Origin of the sequence: Glutamicibacter halophytocola (assembly GCF_001302565.1) — a bacterium.
Lineage (GTDB): Bacteria > Actinomycetota > Actinomycetes > Actinomycetales > Micrococcaceae > Glutamicibacter > Glutamicibacter halophytocola.
In genome coordinates this window covers 2,684,774-2,701,732 of the sequence record NZ_CP012750.1, presented here as the reverse complement: position 1 = coordinate 2,701,732, position 16,959 = coordinate 2,684,774, and the positions used below count along the sequence as shown (strand labels likewise).

Below are 16,959 nucleotides of genomic sequence, written 5' to 3'. Positions count from 1 at the left end.
GCTTGCGGCAGCTAGCCGATCTTCTTGGGTTCTGGCAGGCGCCCTGCCTTGGGGGCACGAAGCATATCGACCAGGACGAAGATCACCGCAATCCACACCAGGACGAAGCCCATCCAGCGTTCGAAGGGCATGTGTTCTCCGAAGACCAGGACACCAAGAATGAACTGGAGCAGGGGAGCGATGAACTGCAGGGAACCGACCGTGCTCAACGGCAGGCGGCGGGCAGCACCGCCAAAAAGCAAGAGCGGGACAGCAGTGATGATTCCGCTTGAGGCCAGCAGCAGGATTCCGGCCCAGTTGCTGTTCAGCAGGGTCGATCCGGAAGTCTGGGACAGCCAGATCACGTAGATGATGGCCAACGGGGTCAGCCACAGGGTTTCGATGGTCAGCGCGCCAAGGGCGCTGCCCTTGGATCCCACCTTGTTTTTGACCAGTCCATAGAAGCCGAAGGAGAACGCCAGACCCAGGGAAATCCATGGTACCCGTCCCAAGCCCACCGTCAGGACAATCACGGCGACGGTGGCCAGGGCAACCGCGGCCCACTGCAGCGGGCGCAGCTTCTCCTTGAGCACCAGCACGCCAAGCAGGATCGCGACAATCGGGTTGATGAAGTAGCCCAGTGATGCTTCAAGGACGTGTCCGGTCAATACCGCGAACGCGTAGAGCACCCAGTTGGCGGCGATCAAGATGCTGGCCAAGGCCAGCTGGCCCATGGTTTTGGTATCGCGGAACATCGCTGCAAACTGGCGGATCTGCGACGTGGCCGCGAGCAGTATGATGCAGAAGATCAATGAAAAGAGAACTCGTACTGCGACGAACTCAACGGCAGAGATTTGCGGAAGCAACAGGAAGTAGACCGGCAGCAAGCCCCAAATTAGATAGGCAGATGTGCCTTGGATCAGACCATAGCTGTGTTCAGAGCGGACGGGAGCGGTGGTGCTTGATGACATTCAGGATGTACGCTTTCGAGCTAATGTGATTCAGGAGCAGTCGGAGTGCGGCGACAAAAAATTGCACCTTGCAACTAATAATCTACAACGCCGCAGGCACAGCAATATTCCCCGCTGAGCGAAACCCGGGTTTCGAAGCTGGTGCGGTGCCTCACACTCCTGGGCGGAAGCTGCAATTGCTGGAACTGACCGTGCCATCCATCCGTTGACTAGACTAGGAAGTACCATCTTGGTCTTTGTCATTTAGGGGAGTGCGTCAAGTTGCATGGACATAACAACGGACTGAAAACAGCATTGCTGCTTGGCGGAATGTTCGCCCTGCTCTTGGCTATCGGTTCGCTCATTTCTGCCGGAACCGGCCGGTCGATGTTCATTTGGGTTTTCGCGCTGATCGGCCTGGGAACCACCGCTTATGGCTACTGGAATAGCGACAAGCTCGCTTTGCGCTCCATGCACGCCTATCCGGTGAGCGAAGCCGAGAACCCGATGATGTACCGCATTGTGCGGGAGCTGTCGATGAATGCACAGCAGCCAATGCCGCGCTTGTACATTTCGCCGACTTCCTCGCCCAACGCCTTTGCCACCGGTCGCAATCCGCAAAACGCCGCGGTGTGCTGCACCGAGGGAATTTTGCAATTGCTCAACGAACGCGAATTGCGCGGGGTGCTGGGCCATGAGCTGATGCACGTGTATAACCGCGATATCCTCACCTCTTCGGTAGCTGCCGCCGTCGCGGGTGTCATCACCTCCATCGCCCAGTTCCTGATGTTCTTCGGCGGTGGCGGAAGCAACGAGAACCGCAACGTCAATCCGATTGCGCTGATCGCCTTGTCCCTGCTGGCTCCATTGGCCGCTTCCATCATCCAGATGGCCGTGAGCCGCACCCGTGAGTACGACGCAGACGAGGATGGCGCCAAGCTGACCAATGATCCGCTGGCCCTGGCCAGCGCGTTGCGCAAGCTCGAATCGGGCATTTCCCAGGCGCCATTGGCTGCCGGCGACCAGAAGCTGGTTAACAGCTCCCACCTGATGATCGCCAATCCCTTCGGTTCGCGCCTGAAGCAGATGTTCTCCACGCACCCGCCAATGGATCAGCGCATTGCCCGTCTCGAGGCCATGGCTGGTGGACGCGGGTACTAGGAGCCCTTAAAACAACATTGGAGGCGGCTTCCCACTTCGGTGGGAAGCCGCCTCCAATGTTGTTGGCACACAGGGTGCCGGTGCTGTTCCTAGCGGAAGTTCACGTTTGGTTGAGGGGTAGTTGAGGGTATATGGCAGGCTATGAAAACCTCTAGATTACGGGGTTTTTATGGTTGGTAGCTATTGGGTGAAACTGGGTGTGAACGAACTTTCTGCGGACTTTCTGCGGACTAAACAAGAAAAGCGGCGACACCCCGTAAAGGATGCCGCCGCTAACTGTCACTCAATGATGCCCAGCATTTCCAAGACCTGCTCAAACCTGCCATGCGTAGATAACGGGCCGAAAAAGTTCTGCCCAGTCTCACGAAAAGGCGGGTGCTCAGTCCTGATCCGCTGAATCTTTCCTCCCTGCCAACGCAGCACAACATGCCCTAAACGGGGATGCTCGATAGCCTGGAAAGAGCTCCGCGAAGGGTCCTGATCCTGCGGACGCTCAAACGACGGATTACGCCGCGCCCTGGCAAGCCGCCGGCTACTCATCCGTGATCACAATCCAACCTAGAGCCAACATTCCCGAAGGCGTGAGCCCAAGCTGATGCCCAAGGTGCCGCATTTCCTGAGCCTGCCACGCCGAAGCCGTACCCTCGTAAACAGCCGTCGCATGGCAGATATACGCGGCAACCGACGGCATGAAACTGTCATCCCACTGCGTAGCCTGCGGAGATCCCCACAAGTTACGCCAAAGCTTCCGTTCCTCACTGCTCCATTTACGGCCCGCTGGCAGCTTCGGAACTGGTAGCGTGCAACCCTCAGCCGGTAGCTCAATAAGGCCCGTAGAACGCGTATTGCCGCGATGCCTACGGCTATTAGGTTTCAAAGGATTTGCCGATGGTCCAGGCATAAATTCCTACTTTCAAAGTGTTGTCGTTGAGGCTATCTGCACACCAAAGTTGGCGCTGACCTCTCCGGCGGTTCCGAGGCCGAGGTGCGGAGGTGACCCCCGGTGGGGTGTTTCGCCTTGTCAACACGGCTTTTGCTCGTTGTCATGCTGGTGTTGGCTTGCGTGCTGTTCGCGCCCTGTTTGTTGCGGGTTTGATGGTGTTTCGCTGGGGTTTGGTCTGCTTGTGCTGGTGTTTGGTGCATGGTTTGGCGGGGGTTCCGTTATGGTTCCCCCGCCGTTTGTGTGCGATCTGACTGCTAGATTGCGACCATGCTGTTAGTGGTGTCGTGCTTGTCAGTGGTCCTCTTGAAGGCGTTCTGCGCGTTGGCTCGTCGTGCGTTCAGTTCGGTTGGGTTGGCGAAGCTGATGCTTGCTCCGTCGTAGTGTCCTGCTGCGATGCGTGCGAGGGTGTCGTCCGTGTTGAGGGCGAGGTCGTTGGCGATGCGTCGGATGGTGTGGGTGCCGGTGAGCTGTGTGCTGTTGGATGGTACTGGTGCGAGGTCGTTGAGTCCTGGCTTGATGCGTTCGATGGTTGCCTTGGGCAGTTCAACTATTGGAAGGACAGCGTGCACTGCGGTTGGGACTCCATCTGTTGGTGTGCCTTGTGGGTAGATGGCGGCGTAGGTGCCGAGTACTGCGAGGGTGTCGCGGGCGGTTTTGTATTCGGTGCCGGTGCCGGCTTCGATGTTGGCGGCCATGTCGAGCGGATTGCCGGCTGGTAGTTTCTTGGCGGCGGTGGCGAGTGCCTTGGTTTGCTTGGCGATCTGTGGTGCCAGTTCTTCGGCTGCGGTGGCGCGGTAGTGGTGCGCTTTGCTGTCGAGTGCTGACTGGATGTTTTGGGCGAAGGCGTTCTTGAGTACGTCGGCGGCCTGTGCTCGCTGGATACGGGTGAGCGCTTCTTCATAGAACTCTGTAGCGTCGTCGGCTTCGAGGGCTTCGCGGGCGATGCTGGCGGCTTCCTGTTGCACGGTGGGGGCGTTGGCGATGGTGCGCTTGAGTTCTTCCACATAGGTTGGCGGGGTTAGTCCTGCCAGGGTGTATGCGTCGTTGATGCGTGCGAACTGGTTGAGCTGGTGGGTTGCTGGGCGGTTGAAGTAGGTGGTGCTCATGTTGTTTCCCCTTTGGGTTAGTTGATGCCGAAGAATCGGTTGAAGTCGTCGCTGTTGTTGGCGGTGTTGGTCATGGGCTGCTCGGGTTCTTCGAGGTTGTCGATTTTGTCTTTGAGCCATGCCGCGCCGGTGGTGGTGGTGTCTTGTCCGCGCTGTCGTAGCTGGGCGGCGTATTGTTCGCCGGCTTCTTTGAATGCGTCTTCGAGGCTTGTCATCGGTCCTTCTTCCATTCGTTTTTGGCGAGCCATTCGGCCCGTTTGAGATCTTCGAGCCGTCGTTTTTCGGCTTTGTTCTTGAGTCGTTTCTGGTGGCCGATGTCGTGCTTTTGCTTGCCCATGTTGTTCCTTAGTCTGCTGGGGTTGCCGGTAGTGGCTGTTCGGGGTCGCCTGATGCGTCTGTGAGCGTCTGCGATGTGTAGAGCGTGGATAGTCCGCAGGGTGTCTGTTGTCGCGCTGGCGGGGCTGTGGTGGTTGCTGGTGGAGCGTCCAGCCGGTCGGCCATATCGTGCAGGGTGTCTGCCAGGGTTCGGGCTTCGTCGGCGGTTAGGTGGGCGGCTAGTCCCATTGCGCCACGTAGCTGGATGCCGTTGATGCGCTGTTTGTCTTTGGTGATCCAGTCTTGAATGCGTACCTGGCCGATGTAGGGCGGGCGGTCAAAGCTCATTTTTGTTCCTATGCGATTCGGTGTAGTCGGCCAGCGCTGTCGATGCCTACGGGGGTTAGCTCTGACGCTGGTTTGGTTGGCAGGCTGTTTATATTGACGTTGCTGGTGTTGAGCTTCACTGTTGGTGCTTGCAGTTCAACTGCTGTGGTGTTGTTGAGCAGTGCACCGAACTGGCCAGCTGATAGTGAGCCTCCGGTGAAGTTGATCTGGCCGCCGTTGGCCGGTTCGATTTCCAGGTTCCCGGCTTTGATCTTTCCGCCAGTAGTCACGTTCAGGTCGTTCTTGAGCGTTGTTACACCTTCGACCGAGAGCGTCCCCTTTGTTGACATTGCCCCGGTAACGTCGAGCTTGCCGGAGATCGTGGTTGGCCCGTCCACTGACAGCGTCCCGGTGATTGTGGTGTCTCCACCAATGTCGAGTACCCCGTCCAGTGTGGTCGGGCCGGTCACATTCAACTCACCCAGGATGTTCGTGTTTCCGGTGATGTTTGTTGTTCCGGAGATCTCCATTGGCCCCGTGACTGAGGTCTGACCCTTCAGGTTCGTCGTTCCCGTAACATCCAGCGTGCCGGAAATGGTCGCCGTACCAATGACCTGCAAGCCACCATTGAGAATGCGGATCCAGCCGCCGTCGTAGACTTCAAGGCCTTCACGGCCGATGGCCGAGTGAGCCAACGGTGACTGACGCTCCAACCGGTACAAACGACGAAGAATATCTTTCAGGTTTCCGTCATTCTGATTACGCTGCAAACTCATGGTTTAGTCTTCCTGTTCTAGGTGGTCACTGAGCTGGTGAAGCTCAGTGTGTAGTTGGTTATTCGTGATGCCTTGGGCGATGTGGTCGGCGCTGCGGCGCAGTAGCTTGATGACCTGCTCACGGTTATAGGGGTCGATCATTGGAAACTTTCGGGTACGGCAAAGGCGGCCACCGTGTTTAGTGACCGCCTTGTGTGGAAGGTGGGGCGTTAGCTGGAGAGCTTGCCTGGATACTTGCTGTGCCAGCCAGCCGGGATCTCGATGTAGTAGCCGGGATTAGGCTTGTCATCTTGTCCGCAGTGGCTCACGCGATGCCCGCCGTCATCCCCAGACCCAAGCCAACCGTGAGTATGAGTCTTGGGACAGTGTGGGCATTGCACTTCGATGATGTAGCAACCTGGATAACTACGGTTCTTCCAAACGTCGATTGCCGGGGCCTTTGGGATTGGCTTTGCGGCGCGTGGCTTGATTTCTGATGCCGGCGTGAGCACGTACCTCTTACCGTTTTTGGTTTCGCCGTAGATTGGTGCCATTAGGTTTCGTCCTGTTCGAGTTGGTCTGCGTAGTCGTGGAGTTTGTCGGCTATTGCTCGGGCTTCGGCGGGTGTCATGTGGGCTAGTACCTTGTGCCGGTGCATGAGCGCGATGCCGGGTGTACTGGTGCCGTCCTTGAATAGCCAGGGCCTTTTGTGCAGCTTGGCTTGTGGCCTGAATCCTTTGTTTGAATCCATGGTTATGCTGTCCTTTGAATGTCTATGTGTACGAAAGATACGTAAGAACGAAAGAAGGGCTTGCATCCCTTTATTTACGGGGTTTCTTTGTTCGTGGGACGCCACGAACTTGGCTACGAAGTTAGTCGTAGGTGGGATTCTTCGTAGCCAACTTCGTAAGCGATTACGCAATAATGAACCGCGTGATCATGCGGATCTACGGGCATAATTCGTAATTACGTATTCTTCGTTCGCTGCGAGTGTTCCCGTGCGAAGAAAACAATCTTCTTTCGGCCGTCGGTCGGCATCTCCACTTGCACTACTGATCCCTGTTCGATGAGTGCTGCGAGGTCGGCGCTAATCAGTGCGGACTTCCGATTTCTCTTATAAAGATCGATGGAAATCTCTGCGCGGCTTTTCCCCTGGACACCTCCGGACCGGATGAACTCTGCCAGCCGTCCGTGCTCGTTCGATCCTTTGTCTACATGCGTTTCGAAGATGTACCTGGCGCTGTCCACTGAATACTGTTCGAGCGCTTCGGCTGCGCGAAGATCGTCTGGTTCGATTACGGTTCGCTGGTCGAAAAGGCAGTAGACCATGGCAAGCCTGAGCACCGAGGGAGCACGTCGGCCAGTAGCTTTGGTTAGCACCGTGTCTGGCCTGTCGGCAGTAAGTCGCGCATACGACTTTCGCCAGTGCACTCTTGCCTCTGCGCTCATGTCGATGCGTCCAGCACGACGCGCTATGTCTACCGCTTCACTCATTGCCTGTGCCGATACGTTGATGACGTCCTGTGGAGCGTTACCGCCGTCCGGGAGCCGTTTCGAACGCCGTGAACAGACATAGATGAAGCGGTTCATCGTCCCACCGTCCACGTCGCCTGAACGCACAACGCCTTGCAGCTCACCGGGGCTGATATGCCCAACGATGACGATATGCGGTGCCGTTGCTGTGATGGCTTTTCGGTTCATCACTGACAGGTCACGTCCGTCGTAGGCGAGGCGTAGGGTTGGACCCAAAGTTGAGCCTTCACGGTTGGAGCGTTTGAAGACCTGGGCTATTTCGTCTTCCATCACGAATAGCCTTTTATCCAATACGCCGGGTTCGTAGTTCTTTGCCTCGGGGTCATCCCCAGATTCATCCCGAACGGCTTCGATAAGTCCTTCACCGGAGGATAGGCCTGTCTTGTGCATTGGTGGGTTCAGTACCGTTTCCAGGTACTTGGCTACGATGCGCCATACTGCGCCGTGGCTGGTGCCCTTAGCACCGGATGAAGTGGTTCCAACGATGATGGGCCAGATCCGTGCGTGGTGCTTCGAGTTGGCGACAAGCATGTGGGCAGATTGTTCTTCAGCTCCGATTAGCCATCCGAAGGTTGCTAGGAGGTCTGCAAGCATCGCTGCGGGGTCCGCTTCGGTGGTTGGAGCTAGTCCGTTGATGATCTCCCCTGCGATGCCGTGGAATGCCTCTGGGCGTAGGGTGGGCCATTCCTTGTCTACGTGGACAGGGGTTTCTTCGGCTTCATGCGACAAGACTTGTTCACGTTCCCATTGCTCTGGGGAAACAGTCATTCAATGGCTCCTCTGATGGTCAATGAGCACTCGGGGCTCATAAGGATGAAGTGTTGGAGATCGGGTACAGCGAAGGCCCCCAGCGTGGTGCTGGGAGCCTTCAAGTGAGTTCGAATGGGTTAGGTGGTAGATTCAGCTGGCGATGAGCCTCATTCTTGCGTCGTGCAGTTCTATGCCCTGTGCTGCGGATCTGGCTGCTTGCCGGGTGAATGCTTCTTGGGCTTGCTGGTCGGCTTCGTCGCATTCTCTGATGCCGTCTTGTATGCCGTGTTTATATCCCTGCTTGTAGCCGTGGAGCATCCCTTGGTGGAATGCTTCAGGGTTCAGGGCTTGCCAGTATTCAGTCATCTGGTTCACCTGCTGGGACTAGTTTGCAGAGGATCAGCTTTGCGGATTGTCCGCGTTCGGTGGCGCGGTCTACTGCTCGTTGTGCGCTGGGCAAGTTGAAGTAGGTGCGCCGCTTGTAGTGCAGGCTGTCGGGTTTATCGACTTCCACAACTACTACGTGCACGCCTTCGATGAGCGCCTTCGGCTCAATATGCAATGGGTGCTCCTACCGCTTGTGCGATGGCCTGGGGAACGGTAACCATGATGATGAAGACTGTGCTGTAGAAGACGCTGCGCACGATGTTCTGGGTGGCCTTATGCATGGTGACCGCCCTTGGTGAGTTCCTGGTAGGCGGCGAACGCTGCACTAGCGGTAACACCGTTATCTACAGCGAAGTCGCAGAGCTTATTTACTGTGGTGGTTGCGCGAAGCATCTCTGGCCGGCTCTTCATGAGATCTACTGCTATCTCTTGGTCGATCTTCTGTTCGATGCTGTCGATGAGTGCTGGCAGTTCTGCCAGCTGCTCACGGGTCCACAGTTCACCGTCAGTCTTTTGCAGAATGAAGAAGATGCCTTTTTCTGGTGTCCACTGCGAGGTGACGCCGCCGAAAGTTTCTCCTGAGACGTTTGGGCCGAGGTAGCTGATCTCGCGATCGCAAGCGCATGAGCCGTAGGGCTGGCACTCTGCTGGGATTTCGCCGCATTCGTCTGCGCAATCGAGGTAGACAGCTTTGGGGAATCCTGCTGGTGGAGTTACTGGGGTGATGCGGGTAGTCTTGTTCATGTGGATCAATCCCTTTCAGGGTGTTGGTTAGGCGGCTTCGATGCGGATCTCTTGGCGGGGATGCATCGGGGCCGTATTCTTTTTGGCTTCACGCTTTTTCTTGCGTTCAGCTTCTTCCATGTTCCGCACAGCTTCACGTGCTGTTGGATCCGAAGTGAGTCCGCGTATCCGAAGATTCTCGAACCCGACGTTCTTTTCGAGGTAAATCATTTTCTTGGCTACTGCCTTCGCCTGCCCTGCTGAGTAGTGGGGATTCTTGGCTAGCAGCTCTCGTTGCAGTTCCCGTTGTGTGGGCATAACAAAGTTGGTCCTGTCTACGTCTCCGGTATAGAGAGCGGTTGTCCTGCGTGGCGCTACTTTGCTTCTTCGAACTGTTCGTTGATCCAGGCGAGCACGTCCTGTTCCCGGTACATGATGCGCGATCCGATCAGAGCTGATCGCGGCCCTTTATTTCCCAAGTGCCGGTAGTACCGAAGTGTGTTTACCGGGATGCCGGTCATCTCTGATACCTCAGTCATGGTCAAGAGAACTGCTATGGCATTCATCTTTCCTCCTTTGTGAATATCGCAAGTGTTTGTGAATCCGAACAACTCGAGACTACACGGGTTGATAATTGTTGTCCAGCACAAGAGAATGGGATTTATGCAAATTGATCAGACTAAGAGTATTGAGAAGCAGATCGGCGCTGAAATTTCGCGTGTTAGAAAGATTCGAAAGCTGACGCAGAGACAATTCGCGGATGCACTAAGCCTCGCTGGTATGAATGTTGACGCCACGGCAGTATCTCGACTGGAGAAGGGGGAACGATCCCTTCGCATTGCCGAGTGCGTGATAATCGCCGATGTCCTGAGGATGGGGATTGAATCTCTATTGCGCGGTGTTCAAACGCCAGCGCAAAGGATGCGGGAAACTATTCGTGAAGCGGATCTTGCCATCGCTTCAGCCCAGCAGAATTTATGGACGTGGCTAGCTCATCACTATGACGCGAAACTAACCCTGGAGCGGTTGCCGGAGCTACTTAAGGCTTTCACTCCAGAGCTCCAGTCACCTGAAGATTATCTTCCGATGGTTGCTGGCCAACTGGCTGCATATGGTTTCAGCGATGTGGCCAAGGTTTCGGAGGGCCAGTTGGGTGTCCGTGATGAAGGCGATAAATCTCAACTCATGGATTGTGTGATCGCGTATTTCGACCACTTGATTTCAATCAATCCGAATTTTCCGTTTGAGTCAGCGGAAGACTTGCTGAAATGGAAAAAGCAAAATGGCGTCGATTAAACAGCGTCCTGATGGTGTTTGGCGTGCCCGTTATCGTGACGCTGCGGGTAAAGAGCATTCCAGGCATTTCAAGCGCAAAGTAGATGGTCAGCGGTGGCTTGATGAAGTTACTGCGTCGGTCATTACCGGGCGCTATGTTGATCCGAAGGCGGGGAAGATCGCTTTCTCTGTTTGGTATGAGCATTGGATGACTCGGCAGGTTTGGGCTGCAGGTACGCATGAAAGCGCGTCGATGATCCTGCGCTCAATCCCGTTTGCGGAGAAGCATTTGAATCAGATCATGTTTTCGGACGTGCAACTTTGGATCAAAGAAATGAGTTCAGGCGCTAAGCCGTTGTCACCTAAGACGGTCCGCAACCGTTACAACTTTGCACGCATGGCTTTTCAGGCTGCGATCAAGGACAAGCTGATTGCCGAAGATCCTACTGATGATGTGAAGCTGCCTAGGGTGCGCCGTGTTGAAGCGTCTATGGCGATTCCTACGCCTGAGCAGGTGGGGGAGTTCCTGGGTGAGGCGCCACTGTTTTTCAGGGCTTACGTGGCAGTGTGCGCGTTCGCTGGTCTGCGTCTTGGAGAAGCGTCTGGACTCCAGTTGTCGGACATTGATTTCCTGCGTAAGACAATCACGGTATCCAGGCAGGTTCAGGGTCAGACGAAAGCTAAGACTGAGGTTGTTTCGCCTAAGAATGGATCTGAGCGCGTCGTTTATGTTGCCGAACCACTAATCAACATTCTTGCTTACCACGTTAAGGAAGTTGGGGTGTGGGGTGATGAGCAATGGCTGTTCGGCACAGGCGGTCATCTGTGGCACAGAATGATGGCCGGCTACCACTGGCGTGCACTACGCGAGAAGGTAGGCGCTGATGAGTTCACGTTGCACGATTTGAGGCACTTCTACGCGTCTGGGCTGATAGCTACAGGCTGCGATGTTGTGACGGTGCAGAGGGCGCTTGGTCATGCGTTGCCGTCGATCACGCTGAACACGTATTCCCACTTGTGGCCTACTGCTGAGGATAAGACAAGAGCCGCCGCCAACGAGATGATGACAACGGCTCTTGAAAGTTCTGCGGACTCCCTGCGGACTATCGCACTGGGATAAGCATCTGACTAGGCAACCTGTGAGATATTAGCGGAAGTTCACGAACTGCAAGTCTGCTTCTTCGAAGTCGCGCAGCAGGGCCATGGTGGCCTGCAGGTCATCGCGGGACTTGGAGGAGACGCGCAATTCATCGCCCTGGATGGTGGACTTGACGCCCTTGGGAGCTTCATCGCGGATCAACTTGTTGATCTTCTTGGCGACATCCTGTGCGATGCCTTCCTTGATGCTGGCCTCGATGCGGTATTCCTTGCCGGAAGCGTAAGGCTCTCCAGCGTCCAAGGACTTCAGCGAGATGCCGCGCTTGACCAGCTTGGTCTGGAAAACGTCGAGGACCGCATTGACGCGCTCTTCCGAGTTGGCCTTCATCAAGATCTTCTCGCCGCTGAAATCAACCTCGGCGCCGACGCCCTTGAAGTCGTAGCGCTGGGCAATTTCCTTCTGGGCCTGGTTCATCGCGTTAGCGACTTCCTGGCTGTCTACCTTGCTGACGACGTCGAATGTTGAATCACTAGCCATGTGAATGCTCCTAGCTGTAACGGGTCTTATTCGCTACATAGCCTACCGGTTTTATGCCTTGAAATCGGGCTGTGATCAGGCTTACAGGGAAAATGGCCCCCTCGATTTCACTTCGCCGAAAATCTCCTGTAGAGTTATTTCTCGTTCCGACAAGAACAAATGTTCTTGAAAGAGCAATCTCGGCAGATTACCCGAGTGGCCAAAGGGGGCTGACTGTAAATCAGCTGGCAACGCCTTCACTGGTTCGAATCCAGTATCTGCCACAAATAACTCCCGGATCCTTGATCCGGGAGTTTTTTGCTTCCCCGATAAAGTTTCATTGTGATCCGGATCTATTCCCGCTCTCAATGAAGATCACCTTTCTACGTATTTCATCTGAAATTCGGCTACCGTATAGGCATGGCAACTAGAAATGTAAGCGAAGATGACTTCGCGAAGTTGATTGAAGACAACGACATCGTCCTCGTGGACTTCTGGGCTGATTGGTGTGGACCGTGCAAGCAGTTCGCACCGGTTTATGATCAGACCTCGGAAAAGTTCACCGATGTTGTTTTTGCCAAGGTGGATACCGAAGCCGAGCAGGGACTGGCACGTGCAGCCAACGTGACCTCGATTCCTACCATCATGGCGTTCCGCGAGCAGGTTCTCGTTTTCTCGCAGGCCGGTGCGTTGAACCAGCCGCAGCTTGAAGATTTGGTGACCGCGGTCAAGGGCATTGATATGAGTGAAGTACACAAGCAGATCGCTGAGGAAGCCGCCCAGGCCAACTCCTAAGACTGTTTGTCGGCTTCGGGCCCTACCTCTGCCGGTGATCCAGCGGAGCGTAGCGGGGCCCGAAGCTTTGTTTTCTCTCGCCGGAAAGCCCCAAAAGCCGGACGACCCGCTGCCGGTGCGGGGCAAAGGGAGCCATGAGCTCCAGCATCTGCTGATCATTGATTCGACGTCCGGTCAGGACTTGTCCCACGAAATCGGCCAAATGGAAATCTCCCACGGATATGTGGTCGGTTGAGCCATGGGAACGCTGCAGCGTTTCGGCAATCGTCCACGGCCCAATTCCAGGCACTGATCCTAGAGCCGATTCAAGTGTTCCCGGCGCCTTCGCCGTCGGCTTTGGCTGATCCAAGGGCTTGTCGGCCCACCAATTCAGGGCACCGGATGCCTGAACAAAATTCCGGATGGCCTCAGCACGCTTGCCTTCAACACGGGCAACCTGCCAATCCCAGCGGCGAAGCGGAGCAAGCTCCTGTGCCGAGGGAAAAATTCTCAAGCCGACCGGGACCGGGCCAGGCGCTGGTTGCCCATGATGCCTGATAAGCCAACGCCACGCGTAGTTCGCTTCAATTCCGGTGACTCGCTGTTCCAGAATGGCTCCGATGGCATGCTCGAAGATCCTGCCGGTCGCGGGCAGCACAAGATCCGGGTGCTCGGCTCGCGAGCGGACGACAATTTCTGGAAAAAGTCCCCTGTGGAGCAGGTCGTCAAACTCGCTCCAGTCGTCCCCGGCGCCGAGCAGGTTTGGCGCACTATGAACTGCCCATTCGCCACCGGGCCCCCAAGCGCGGAACTCGGCTGGCCCCAGGCGCAGTGGCTTGGAAATGTGCAGGGTCGCTGGGCCTTCGGGCGTGGAAAATGCCAGCCAGGCTTCGGTTTCAGAAATCCGGATCGTTGGGTCGCCTTGGCCGCGACGCAGTATTCCCAGGGACTTGACCAGGGACACCGGCCGTCCGGGGGAGAAGCTGGCGCTCCAAGATTTCTGCATATTTCGCATCATATAGCGTGACCCAGACAGGAAAACAACCATGGGCCGATAGCACTGATGAAAAGATCGCGTCCACTGCATGACGTTTCGCTACGTTTCGGAACGACATGTATGACAGGCGCCGGTAAAGTTCTTGACATGAAGTATGCGTCCACAGTTTTAGATCTGATCGGCAATACCCCGCTGGTGAAGCTCAACCGCGTTACCGATGGCGTCAAAGCCACGGTATTGGTCAAACTTGAATACTTGAACCCAGGCGGTTCCATCAAAGACCGCATTGCGTTGAAGATGGTTGAACGCGCTGAAGAGCGCGGCCAGCTCAAGCCAGGTGGAACCATTGTGGAACCAACCAGTGGCAACACCGGTGTTGGCTTGGCCATGGTGGGCCAGCTCAAGGGCTACAAGACAATCTTTGTCACCCCGGACAAAGTTGGCGAAGAAAAGCGCGACGTGCTGCGCGCCTACGGAGCCCAAGTTGTGGTCACCCCGACCGCCGTAGCACCAGATTCACCAGAGTCCTACTACGGTGTCTCTGACCGGCTGGTGACCGAAATCGAGGGCGCATACAAGCCAGACCAGTTCTCCAACCCCGGTGCACCAGACAGCCATTTTGAAACCACTGGTCCAGAAATTTGGAATGACACCGATGGAAAAGTCACCCACGCGGTGATCAGCGCCGGAACCGGCGGCACCATTACCGGCACCGGGCGCTACCTGAAGCAGATTTCGGCCGACCGCGCTTCAGGCCCAGTCAAGATCATCGCAGCCGACCCGGACGGCTCGGTCTATTCAGGCGGAACCGGACGCCCCTACTTTGTCGAGGGCGTTGGCGAAGACATGTGGCCGGGGAACTACGACCCATCGGTGCCCGACGAAGTCGAGGCAGTCACCGATGCTGAAGCCTTCGAGATGACTCGTCGATTGGCGAAAGAAGAAGGGCTGCTGCTTGGCGGGTCTTCGGGCATGGCAGTCGTCGCCGCCCTGCGCGCAGCCCGTCATCTGGGCGAAGATGATGTTGTTGTCGTGATCGCACCGGATGGTGGACGCGGCTACCTCGCCAAGATCTTCAACGACAGCTGGATGCTGCAGCAGGGCTTCACCACCGATGACTACTCCGCCTTGGACTTCATCGGCTCGGCACTATCCAAGCAGGGCCCAGAGACTATTAGCGAAGATGCCACGCTGCTTGAAGCTGCCATGGCCTTGCGCGAACAGGGCGCCGACGCGCTGGTCGTCTCGGCCGTTGCCTTGCCTGCCCGTATCGGCGAGGTACGCGGAGTCATCGGTGCTGGCACCCTGACCGAAGCATTGCTTTCGGGGGCCGAGGGCACGAGCACCATCAAGGAACTGGGCAGCCTGCCCATGCCGCTGATCGGTGTGGCCGACACCCTCGACAATGCCCAGGAACTGCTCAAGGCCCACCCGGCCGTACTGGTGACCAAGGCCGGCGAAGTTATTGCCGCCGCCACCGCAGCGGACCTGCTGGCCTACTCGACCCGCTAAAGAATTCACTAAAGGACTGATATCGATGACCGAAAACATTCAGGGCTCCAACACTCGCTTTGTCCACGCCGGACAGGAATTCGAGCCGCGCACCGGTGCCGTCGTACCGCCACTGCATTTCTCTTCGACCTACGCACAGGACGGCATTGGCAACCTGCGCAGCGGCTACGAATACGGCCGTGGCGGCAACCCGACCCGTGACGCCTTGCAGGCACAGCTGGCTGGCGCCGAGTTTGGCACGCATGCCTTCTCCTTCAGCTCGGGACTGGCCGCGGAAGACTCTCTGATCCGTGCCATCTTGCGCCCGGGTGACCACATCGTTCTTGGCAACGATGCCTACGGCGGAACCTTCCGGCTCATCGACCGCGTGCTCGGTGACTGGGGCATCGGCAATACGCCGGTGAATATGGCCGATGAAGCGGCTTTGGCTGCTGCCATTGAAAAGAACAAGGCCAAGCTGGTGTGGGTAGAGACCCCATCAAACCCGATGATGACCATCACTGACATCGCCAAGGTCGCCGAAGTGGCCCATGCTGCCGGTGCCTTGCTGGTCGTTGATAACACCTTCGCCAGCCCCTTCCTGCAACAGCCGCTGACCTTGGGTGCGGACATCGTGGTGCATTCAACCACCAAGTACATCGGCGGGCACTCCGATGTTGTCGGCGGTGCAGTCATCGTCAAGGATGCCGCACTGGCAGAAAAGATCGGATTCATCCAGTTCGCCGTCGGCGCCGTCTCCGGACCCATGGATGCTTTCCTGACCACACGCGGCCTGAAGACCCTGGGTGTGCGCATGCGCGCCCACTCGGAGAACGCCGCACAGGTTGCCCAGTGGCTGCGCGAGCGCAGCGAAGTTGAGCGCGTCCTGTACCCGGGCTTCGAGGACCACCCGGGCCACGAGATTGCCAAGAAGCAGATGAGCGGCTTTGGCGGCATGGTGTCGGTTCAGTTCAAGGGCGGCGAAGCAGCGGCCCGCAAGATTGCCGAAAGCACCAGGTTGTTCACCCTGGCTGAGTCCTTGGGCGGCATCGAGTCGCTGATGAACTACCCATCGGAAATGACGCACGCTTCGGTCAAGGGCACCGAGCTGGCAGTACCAGTGAACCTGCTGCGCCTGTCGGTGGGCATCGAGGATCCAGCGGATCTCATCGAAGACCTGGATAAGGCCTTCACCAACCTCTAGGCTGCACAAATCAAGGACGCGGGGTTCAGTTCAGAACTGATCCCCGCGTCCTTGATCGTTTCCGCGGTGAGGTGGCTGGCGCTACCGTCGGGTTTTCGCCGGCTTGGGCGAGACAATCTTGAAGTAGCGATTGCTGCTGGGCGTCCACATCAAGGCCACGCTGAACATGATGATGGCAGCGAGCAGGGAATAGCGTCCGAAACGCAGAAGCAGCGGCAGGGCCGTGATCACGCCGAGCCAGGTCAAATTGGCGCGGGCAGAGCGCTCGCCGATGAATAGCCGGTATCCGAGCACTGCGCAGGCACAGCCTGCCACGGCAAAAAACAAGGCCAAGGCAACGGCGCCAAAGTTCAGCGATGCCGTGTCGCTGTGCTCATAAATCAGGAAGCCTCCAAAGCCAAGGAACAGCACTCCGGCAAGGAACCAGAGCACCTGGGCGATGAGCAGGCCACCGGGGACGGGCTCGTCCGGGCGTCGCGCCAATAGAGGATTTTTCACACCTATAACACTACGTGCTTTGTCGCGGTGCCCGATCTCACACGGGCTGAGCACTGACAATTACAGGGGTTACACGTTAGTGTTAAGTGTTCGCGAACATCAGGGTATCCCTCTCGCATCCAGCCCAATTTTTGAGGCCGGAGCCTTCTCGTGTTGTATTTTCCGCAAAGTGTGTG

General features: G+C 56.8%; 24 protein-coding genes and 1 tRNA gene. 7 read left to right on the top strand and 18 right to left on the bottom strand.

Features of this window, described 5'->3' with window-relative positions; all coding sequences use genetic code 11:
• Positions 1-11 precede the first annotated feature (11 nt).
• A complete protein-coding gene (rarD, locus tag AOZ07_RS12510) occupies positions 12-950 on the bottom strand; it encodes an EamA family transporter RarD (protein WP_060702287.1) in 939 nt (312 codons plus the stop codon).
• A gap of 261 nt (positions 951-1,211) precedes the next feature.
• Here rarD and htpX point away from each other — a divergent pair, with 261 nt between their 5' ends.
• Positions 1,212-2,090, top strand: coding sequence for a zinc metalloprotease HtpX (gene htpX, locus AOZ07_RS12505; protein WP_060702286.1), 879 nt, complete (start codon positions 1,212-1,214; stop codon positions 2,088-2,090).
• A 532-nt stretch (positions 2,091-2,622) separates the two neighbouring features.
• On the opposite strand, the gene AOZ07_RS19280 is transcribed toward htpX, so the two are convergent.
• The 14 genes from AOZ07_RS19280 to AOZ07_RS12440 form a co-directional block, all read right to left on the bottom strand.
• Positions 2,623-2,991, bottom strand: coding sequence for a phage terminase small subunit (locus AOZ07_RS19280; protein WP_470303231.1), 369 nt, complete (start codon positions 2,989-2,991; stop codon positions 2,623-2,625).
• A gap of 296 nt (positions 2,992-3,287) precedes the next feature.
• Positions 3,288-4,139: a hypothetical protein gene (locus tag AOZ07_RS12490; RefSeq protein WP_060702284.1), complete on the bottom strand. Its 852-nt coding sequence runs from the start codon at positions 4,137-4,139 to the stop codon at positions 3,288-3,290.
• 17 nt (positions 4,140-4,156) lie between these two features.
• A complete protein-coding gene (locus AOZ07_RS12485) occupies positions 4,157-4,354 on the bottom strand; it encodes a hypothetical protein (RefSeq protein WP_060702283.1) in 198 nt (65 codons plus the stop codon).
• Complete coding sequence (locus AOZ07_RS19160) at positions 4,351-4,476, bottom strand: hypothetical protein (RefSeq protein WP_257720408.1); 126 nt, start codon at positions 4,474-4,476, stop codon at positions 4,351-4,353. Before AOZ07_RS19160 ends, AOZ07_RS12485 begins: the two co-directional genes overlap by 4 nt.
• Before the next feature lie 8 nt (positions 4,477-4,484).
• Positions 4,485-4,802 carry a hypothetical protein gene (locus AOZ07_RS12480; protein WP_060702282.1) on the bottom strand — a complete coding sequence of 106 codons (318 nt, stop codon included), beginning with the start codon at positions 4,800-4,802 and terminating at the stop codon, positions 4,485-4,487.
• Between the two features lie 8 nt (positions 4,803-4,810).
• Positions 4,811-5,557 carry a hypothetical protein gene (locus AOZ07_RS12475; RefSeq protein WP_194943667.1) on the bottom strand — a complete coding sequence of 249 codons (747 nt, stop codon included), beginning with the start codon at positions 5,555-5,557 and terminating at the stop codon, positions 4,811-4,813.
• 209 nt (positions 5,558-5,766) lie between these two features.
• Positions 5,767-6,090: a hypothetical protein gene (locus tag AOZ07_RS18850; protein ID WP_194943666.1), complete on the bottom strand. Its 324-nt coding sequence runs from the start codon at positions 6,088-6,090 to the stop codon at positions 5,767-5,769.
• Entirely contained in the window at positions 6,090-6,287 is a 198-nt protein-coding gene (locus tag AOZ07_RS12470) for a hypothetical protein (protein WP_060702280.1), read from the bottom strand. Before AOZ07_RS12470 ends, AOZ07_RS18850 begins: the two co-directional genes overlap by 1 nt.
• Before the next feature lie 215 nt (positions 6,288-6,502).
• A complete protein-coding gene (locus AOZ07_RS12465) occupies positions 6,503-7,837 on the bottom strand; it encodes a YfjI family protein (protein ID WP_060702279.1) in 1,335 nt (444 codons plus the stop codon).
• 132 nt (positions 7,838-7,969) lie between these two features.
• Entirely contained in the window at positions 7,970-8,194 is a 225-nt protein-coding gene (locus tag AOZ07_RS12460; protein ID WP_194943665.1) for a hypothetical protein, read from the bottom strand.
• The gene (locus tag AOZ07_RS12455; protein ID WP_060702277.1) at positions 8,178-8,381 is read right to left on the bottom strand and encodes a hypothetical protein; all 204 of its coding nucleotides are present in this window, start codon (positions 8,379-8,381) and stop codon (positions 8,178-8,180) included. Before AOZ07_RS12455 ends, AOZ07_RS12460 begins: the two co-directional genes overlap by 17 nt.
• Positions 8,382-8,479: 98 nt before the next feature.
• On the bottom strand, positions 8,480-8,950 hold the full coding sequence (locus tag AOZ07_RS12450) for a hypothetical protein (protein WP_060702276.1): 471 nt from the start codon (positions 8,948-8,950) through the stop codon (positions 8,480-8,482).
• Between the two features lie 27 nt (positions 8,951-8,977).
• On the bottom strand, positions 8,978-9,247 hold the full coding sequence (locus tag AOZ07_RS12445; RefSeq protein ID WP_060702275.1) for a hypothetical protein: 270 nt from the start codon (positions 9,245-9,247) through the stop codon (positions 8,978-8,980).
• Positions 9,248-9,303: 56 nt separating this feature from the next.
• Complete coding sequence (locus AOZ07_RS12440) at positions 9,304-9,495, bottom strand: helix-turn-helix transcriptional regulator (RefSeq protein ID WP_060702274.1); 192 nt, start codon at positions 9,493-9,495, stop codon at positions 9,304-9,306.
• 97 nt (positions 9,496-9,592) lie between these two features.
• Here AOZ07_RS12440 and AOZ07_RS12435 point away from each other — a divergent pair, with 97 nt between their 5' ends.
• Together AOZ07_RS12435 and AOZ07_RS12430 are read left to right on the top strand one after the other, a co-directional pair.
• Positions 9,593-10,225 (top strand): helix-turn-helix domain-containing protein, encoded by a 633-nt coding sequence (locus AOZ07_RS12435; protein ID WP_194943664.1) that lies wholly within the window; start codon positions 9,593-9,595, stop codon positions 10,223-10,225.
• Positions 10,212-11,324: a tyrosine-type recombinase/integrase gene (locus AOZ07_RS12430; protein ID WP_060702272.1), complete on the top strand. Its 1,113-nt coding sequence runs from the start codon at positions 10,212-10,214 to the stop codon at positions 11,322-11,324. Before AOZ07_RS12435 ends, AOZ07_RS12430 begins: the two co-directional genes overlap by 14 nt.
• A 27-nt stretch (positions 11,325-11,351) precedes the next feature.
• Here AOZ07_RS12430 and AOZ07_RS12425 read toward each other — a convergent pair whose 3' ends face one another.
• Complete coding sequence (locus AOZ07_RS12425) at positions 11,352-11,840, bottom strand: YajQ family cyclic di-GMP-binding protein (RefSeq protein WP_060702271.1); 489 nt, start codon at positions 11,838-11,840, stop codon at positions 11,352-11,354.
• Between the two features lie 181 nt (positions 11,841-12,021).
• On the opposite strand from AOZ07_RS12425, the gene AOZ07_RS12420 reads away from it, so the two are divergent.
• Both AOZ07_RS12420 and trxA read left to right on the top strand, forming a co-directional pair.
• A tRNA-Tyr gene (locus AOZ07_RS12420) sits at positions 12,022-12,103 on the top strand.
• A 136-nt stretch (positions 12,104-12,239) separates the two neighbouring features.
• Positions 12,240-12,614: a thioredoxin gene (gene trxA / locus AOZ07_RS12415; protein ID WP_060702270.1), complete on the top strand. Its 375-nt coding sequence runs from the start codon at positions 12,240-12,242 to the stop codon at positions 12,612-12,614.
• Between the two features lie 22 nt (positions 12,615-12,636).
• On the opposite strand, the gene AOZ07_RS12410 is transcribed toward trxA, so the two are convergent.
• The gene (locus AOZ07_RS12410; protein WP_060702269.1) at positions 12,637-13,599 is read right to left on the bottom strand and encodes a DNA-3-methyladenine glycosylase family protein; all 963 of its coding nucleotides are present in this window, start codon (positions 13,597-13,599) and stop codon (positions 12,637-12,639) included.
• A gap of 138 nt (positions 13,600-13,737) precedes the next feature.
• Here AOZ07_RS12410 and AOZ07_RS12405 point away from each other — a divergent pair, with 138 nt between their 5' ends.
• Both AOZ07_RS12405 and AOZ07_RS12400 read left to right on the top strand, forming a co-directional pair.
• On the top strand, positions 13,738-15,102 hold the full coding sequence (locus AOZ07_RS12405; protein WP_060703445.1) for a cystathionine beta-synthase: 1,365 nt from the start codon (positions 13,738-13,740) through the stop codon (positions 15,100-15,102).
• Between the two features lie 25 nt (positions 15,103-15,127).
• Complete coding sequence (locus tag AOZ07_RS12400; RefSeq protein ID WP_060702268.1) at positions 15,128-16,285, top strand: cystathionine gamma-synthase; 1,158 nt, start codon at positions 15,128-15,130, stop codon at positions 16,283-16,285.
• Between the two features lie 81 nt (positions 16,286-16,366).
• Here AOZ07_RS12400 and AOZ07_RS12395 read toward each other — a convergent pair whose 3' ends face one another.
• Positions 16,367-16,783 carry a hypothetical protein gene (locus tag AOZ07_RS12395; protein WP_146275769.1) on the bottom strand — a complete coding sequence of 139 codons (417 nt, stop codon included), beginning with the start codon at positions 16,781-16,783 and terminating at the stop codon, positions 16,367-16,369.
• Between the last annotated feature and the right edge of the window lie 176 nt (positions 16,784-16,959).

Coding starts and splice junctions, on each gene's coding strand:
- rarD (WP_060702287.1), bottom strand. CDS start 950: ATGTCATCAAGCACCACCGCTCCCGTCCGCTCTGAACACAGCTATGGT.
- AOZ07_RS19280 (WP_470303231.1), bottom strand. CDS start 2,991: ATGCCTGGACCATCGGCAAATCCTTTGAAACCTAATAGCCGTAGGCAT.
- AOZ07_RS12490 (WP_060702284.1), bottom strand. CDS start 4,139: ATGAGCACCACCTACTTCAACCGCCCAGCAACCCACCAGCTCAACCAG.
- AOZ07_RS12485 (WP_060702283.1), bottom strand. CDS start 4,354: ATGACAAGCCTCGAAGACGCATTCAAAGAAGCCGGCGAACAATACGCC.
- AOZ07_RS19160 (WP_257720408.1), bottom strand. CDS start 4,476: ATGGGCAAGCAAAAGCACGACATCGGCCACCAGAAACGACTCAAGAAC.
- AOZ07_RS12480 (WP_060702282.1), bottom strand. CDS start 4,802: ATGAGCTTTGACCGCCCGCCCTACATCGGCCAGGTACGCATTCAAGAC.
- AOZ07_RS12475 (WP_194943667.1), bottom strand. CDS start 5,557: ATGAGTTTGCAGCGTAATCAGAATGACGGAAACCTGAAAGATATTCTT.
- AOZ07_RS18850 (WP_194943666.1), bottom strand. CDS start 6,090: ATGGCACCAATCTACGGCGAAACCAAAAACGGTAAGAGGTACGTGCTC.
- AOZ07_RS12470 (WP_060702280.1), bottom strand. CDS start 6,287: ATGGATTCAAACAAAGGATTCAGGCCACAAGCCAAGCTGCACAAAAGG.
- AOZ07_RS12465 (WP_060702279.1), bottom strand. CDS start 7,837: ATGACTGTTTCCCCAGAGCAATGGGAACGTGAACAAGTCTTGTCGCAT.
- AOZ07_RS12450 (WP_060702276.1), bottom strand. CDS start 8,950: ATGAACAAGACTACCCGCATCACCCCAGTAACTCCACCAGCAGGATTC.
- AOZ07_RS12445 (WP_060702275.1), bottom strand. CDS start 9,247: ATGCCCACACAACGGGAACTGCAACGAGAGCTGCTAGCCAAGAATCCC.
- AOZ07_RS12440 (WP_060702274.1), bottom strand. CDS start 9,495: ATGAATGCCATAGCAGTTCTCTTGACCATGACTGAGGTATCAGAGATG.
- AOZ07_RS12435 (WP_194943664.1), top strand. CDS start 9,593: ATGCAAATTGATCAGACTAAGAGTATTGAGAAGCAGATCGGCGCTGAA.
- AOZ07_RS12430 (WP_060702272.1), top strand. CDS start 10,212: ATGGCGTCGATTAAACAGCGTCCTGATGGTGTTTGGCGTGCCCGTTAT.
- AOZ07_RS12425 (WP_060702271.1), bottom strand. CDS start 11,840: ATGGCTAGTGATTCAACATTCGACGTCGTCAGCAAGGTAGACAGCCAG.
- trxA (WP_060702270.1), top strand. CDS start 12,240: ATGGCAACTAGAAATGTAAGCGAAGATGACTTCGCGAAGTTGATTGAA.
- AOZ07_RS12410 (WP_060702269.1), bottom strand. CDS start 13,599: ATGCAGAAATCTTGGAGCGCCAGCTTCTCCCCCGGACGGCCGGTGTCC.
- AOZ07_RS12405 (WP_060703445.1), top strand. CDS start 13,738: ATGAAGTATGCGTCCACAGTTTTAGATCTGATCGGCAATACCCCGCTG.
- AOZ07_RS12400 (WP_060702268.1), top strand. CDS start 15,128: ATGACCGAAAACATTCAGGGCTCCAACACTCGCTTTGTCCACGCCGGA.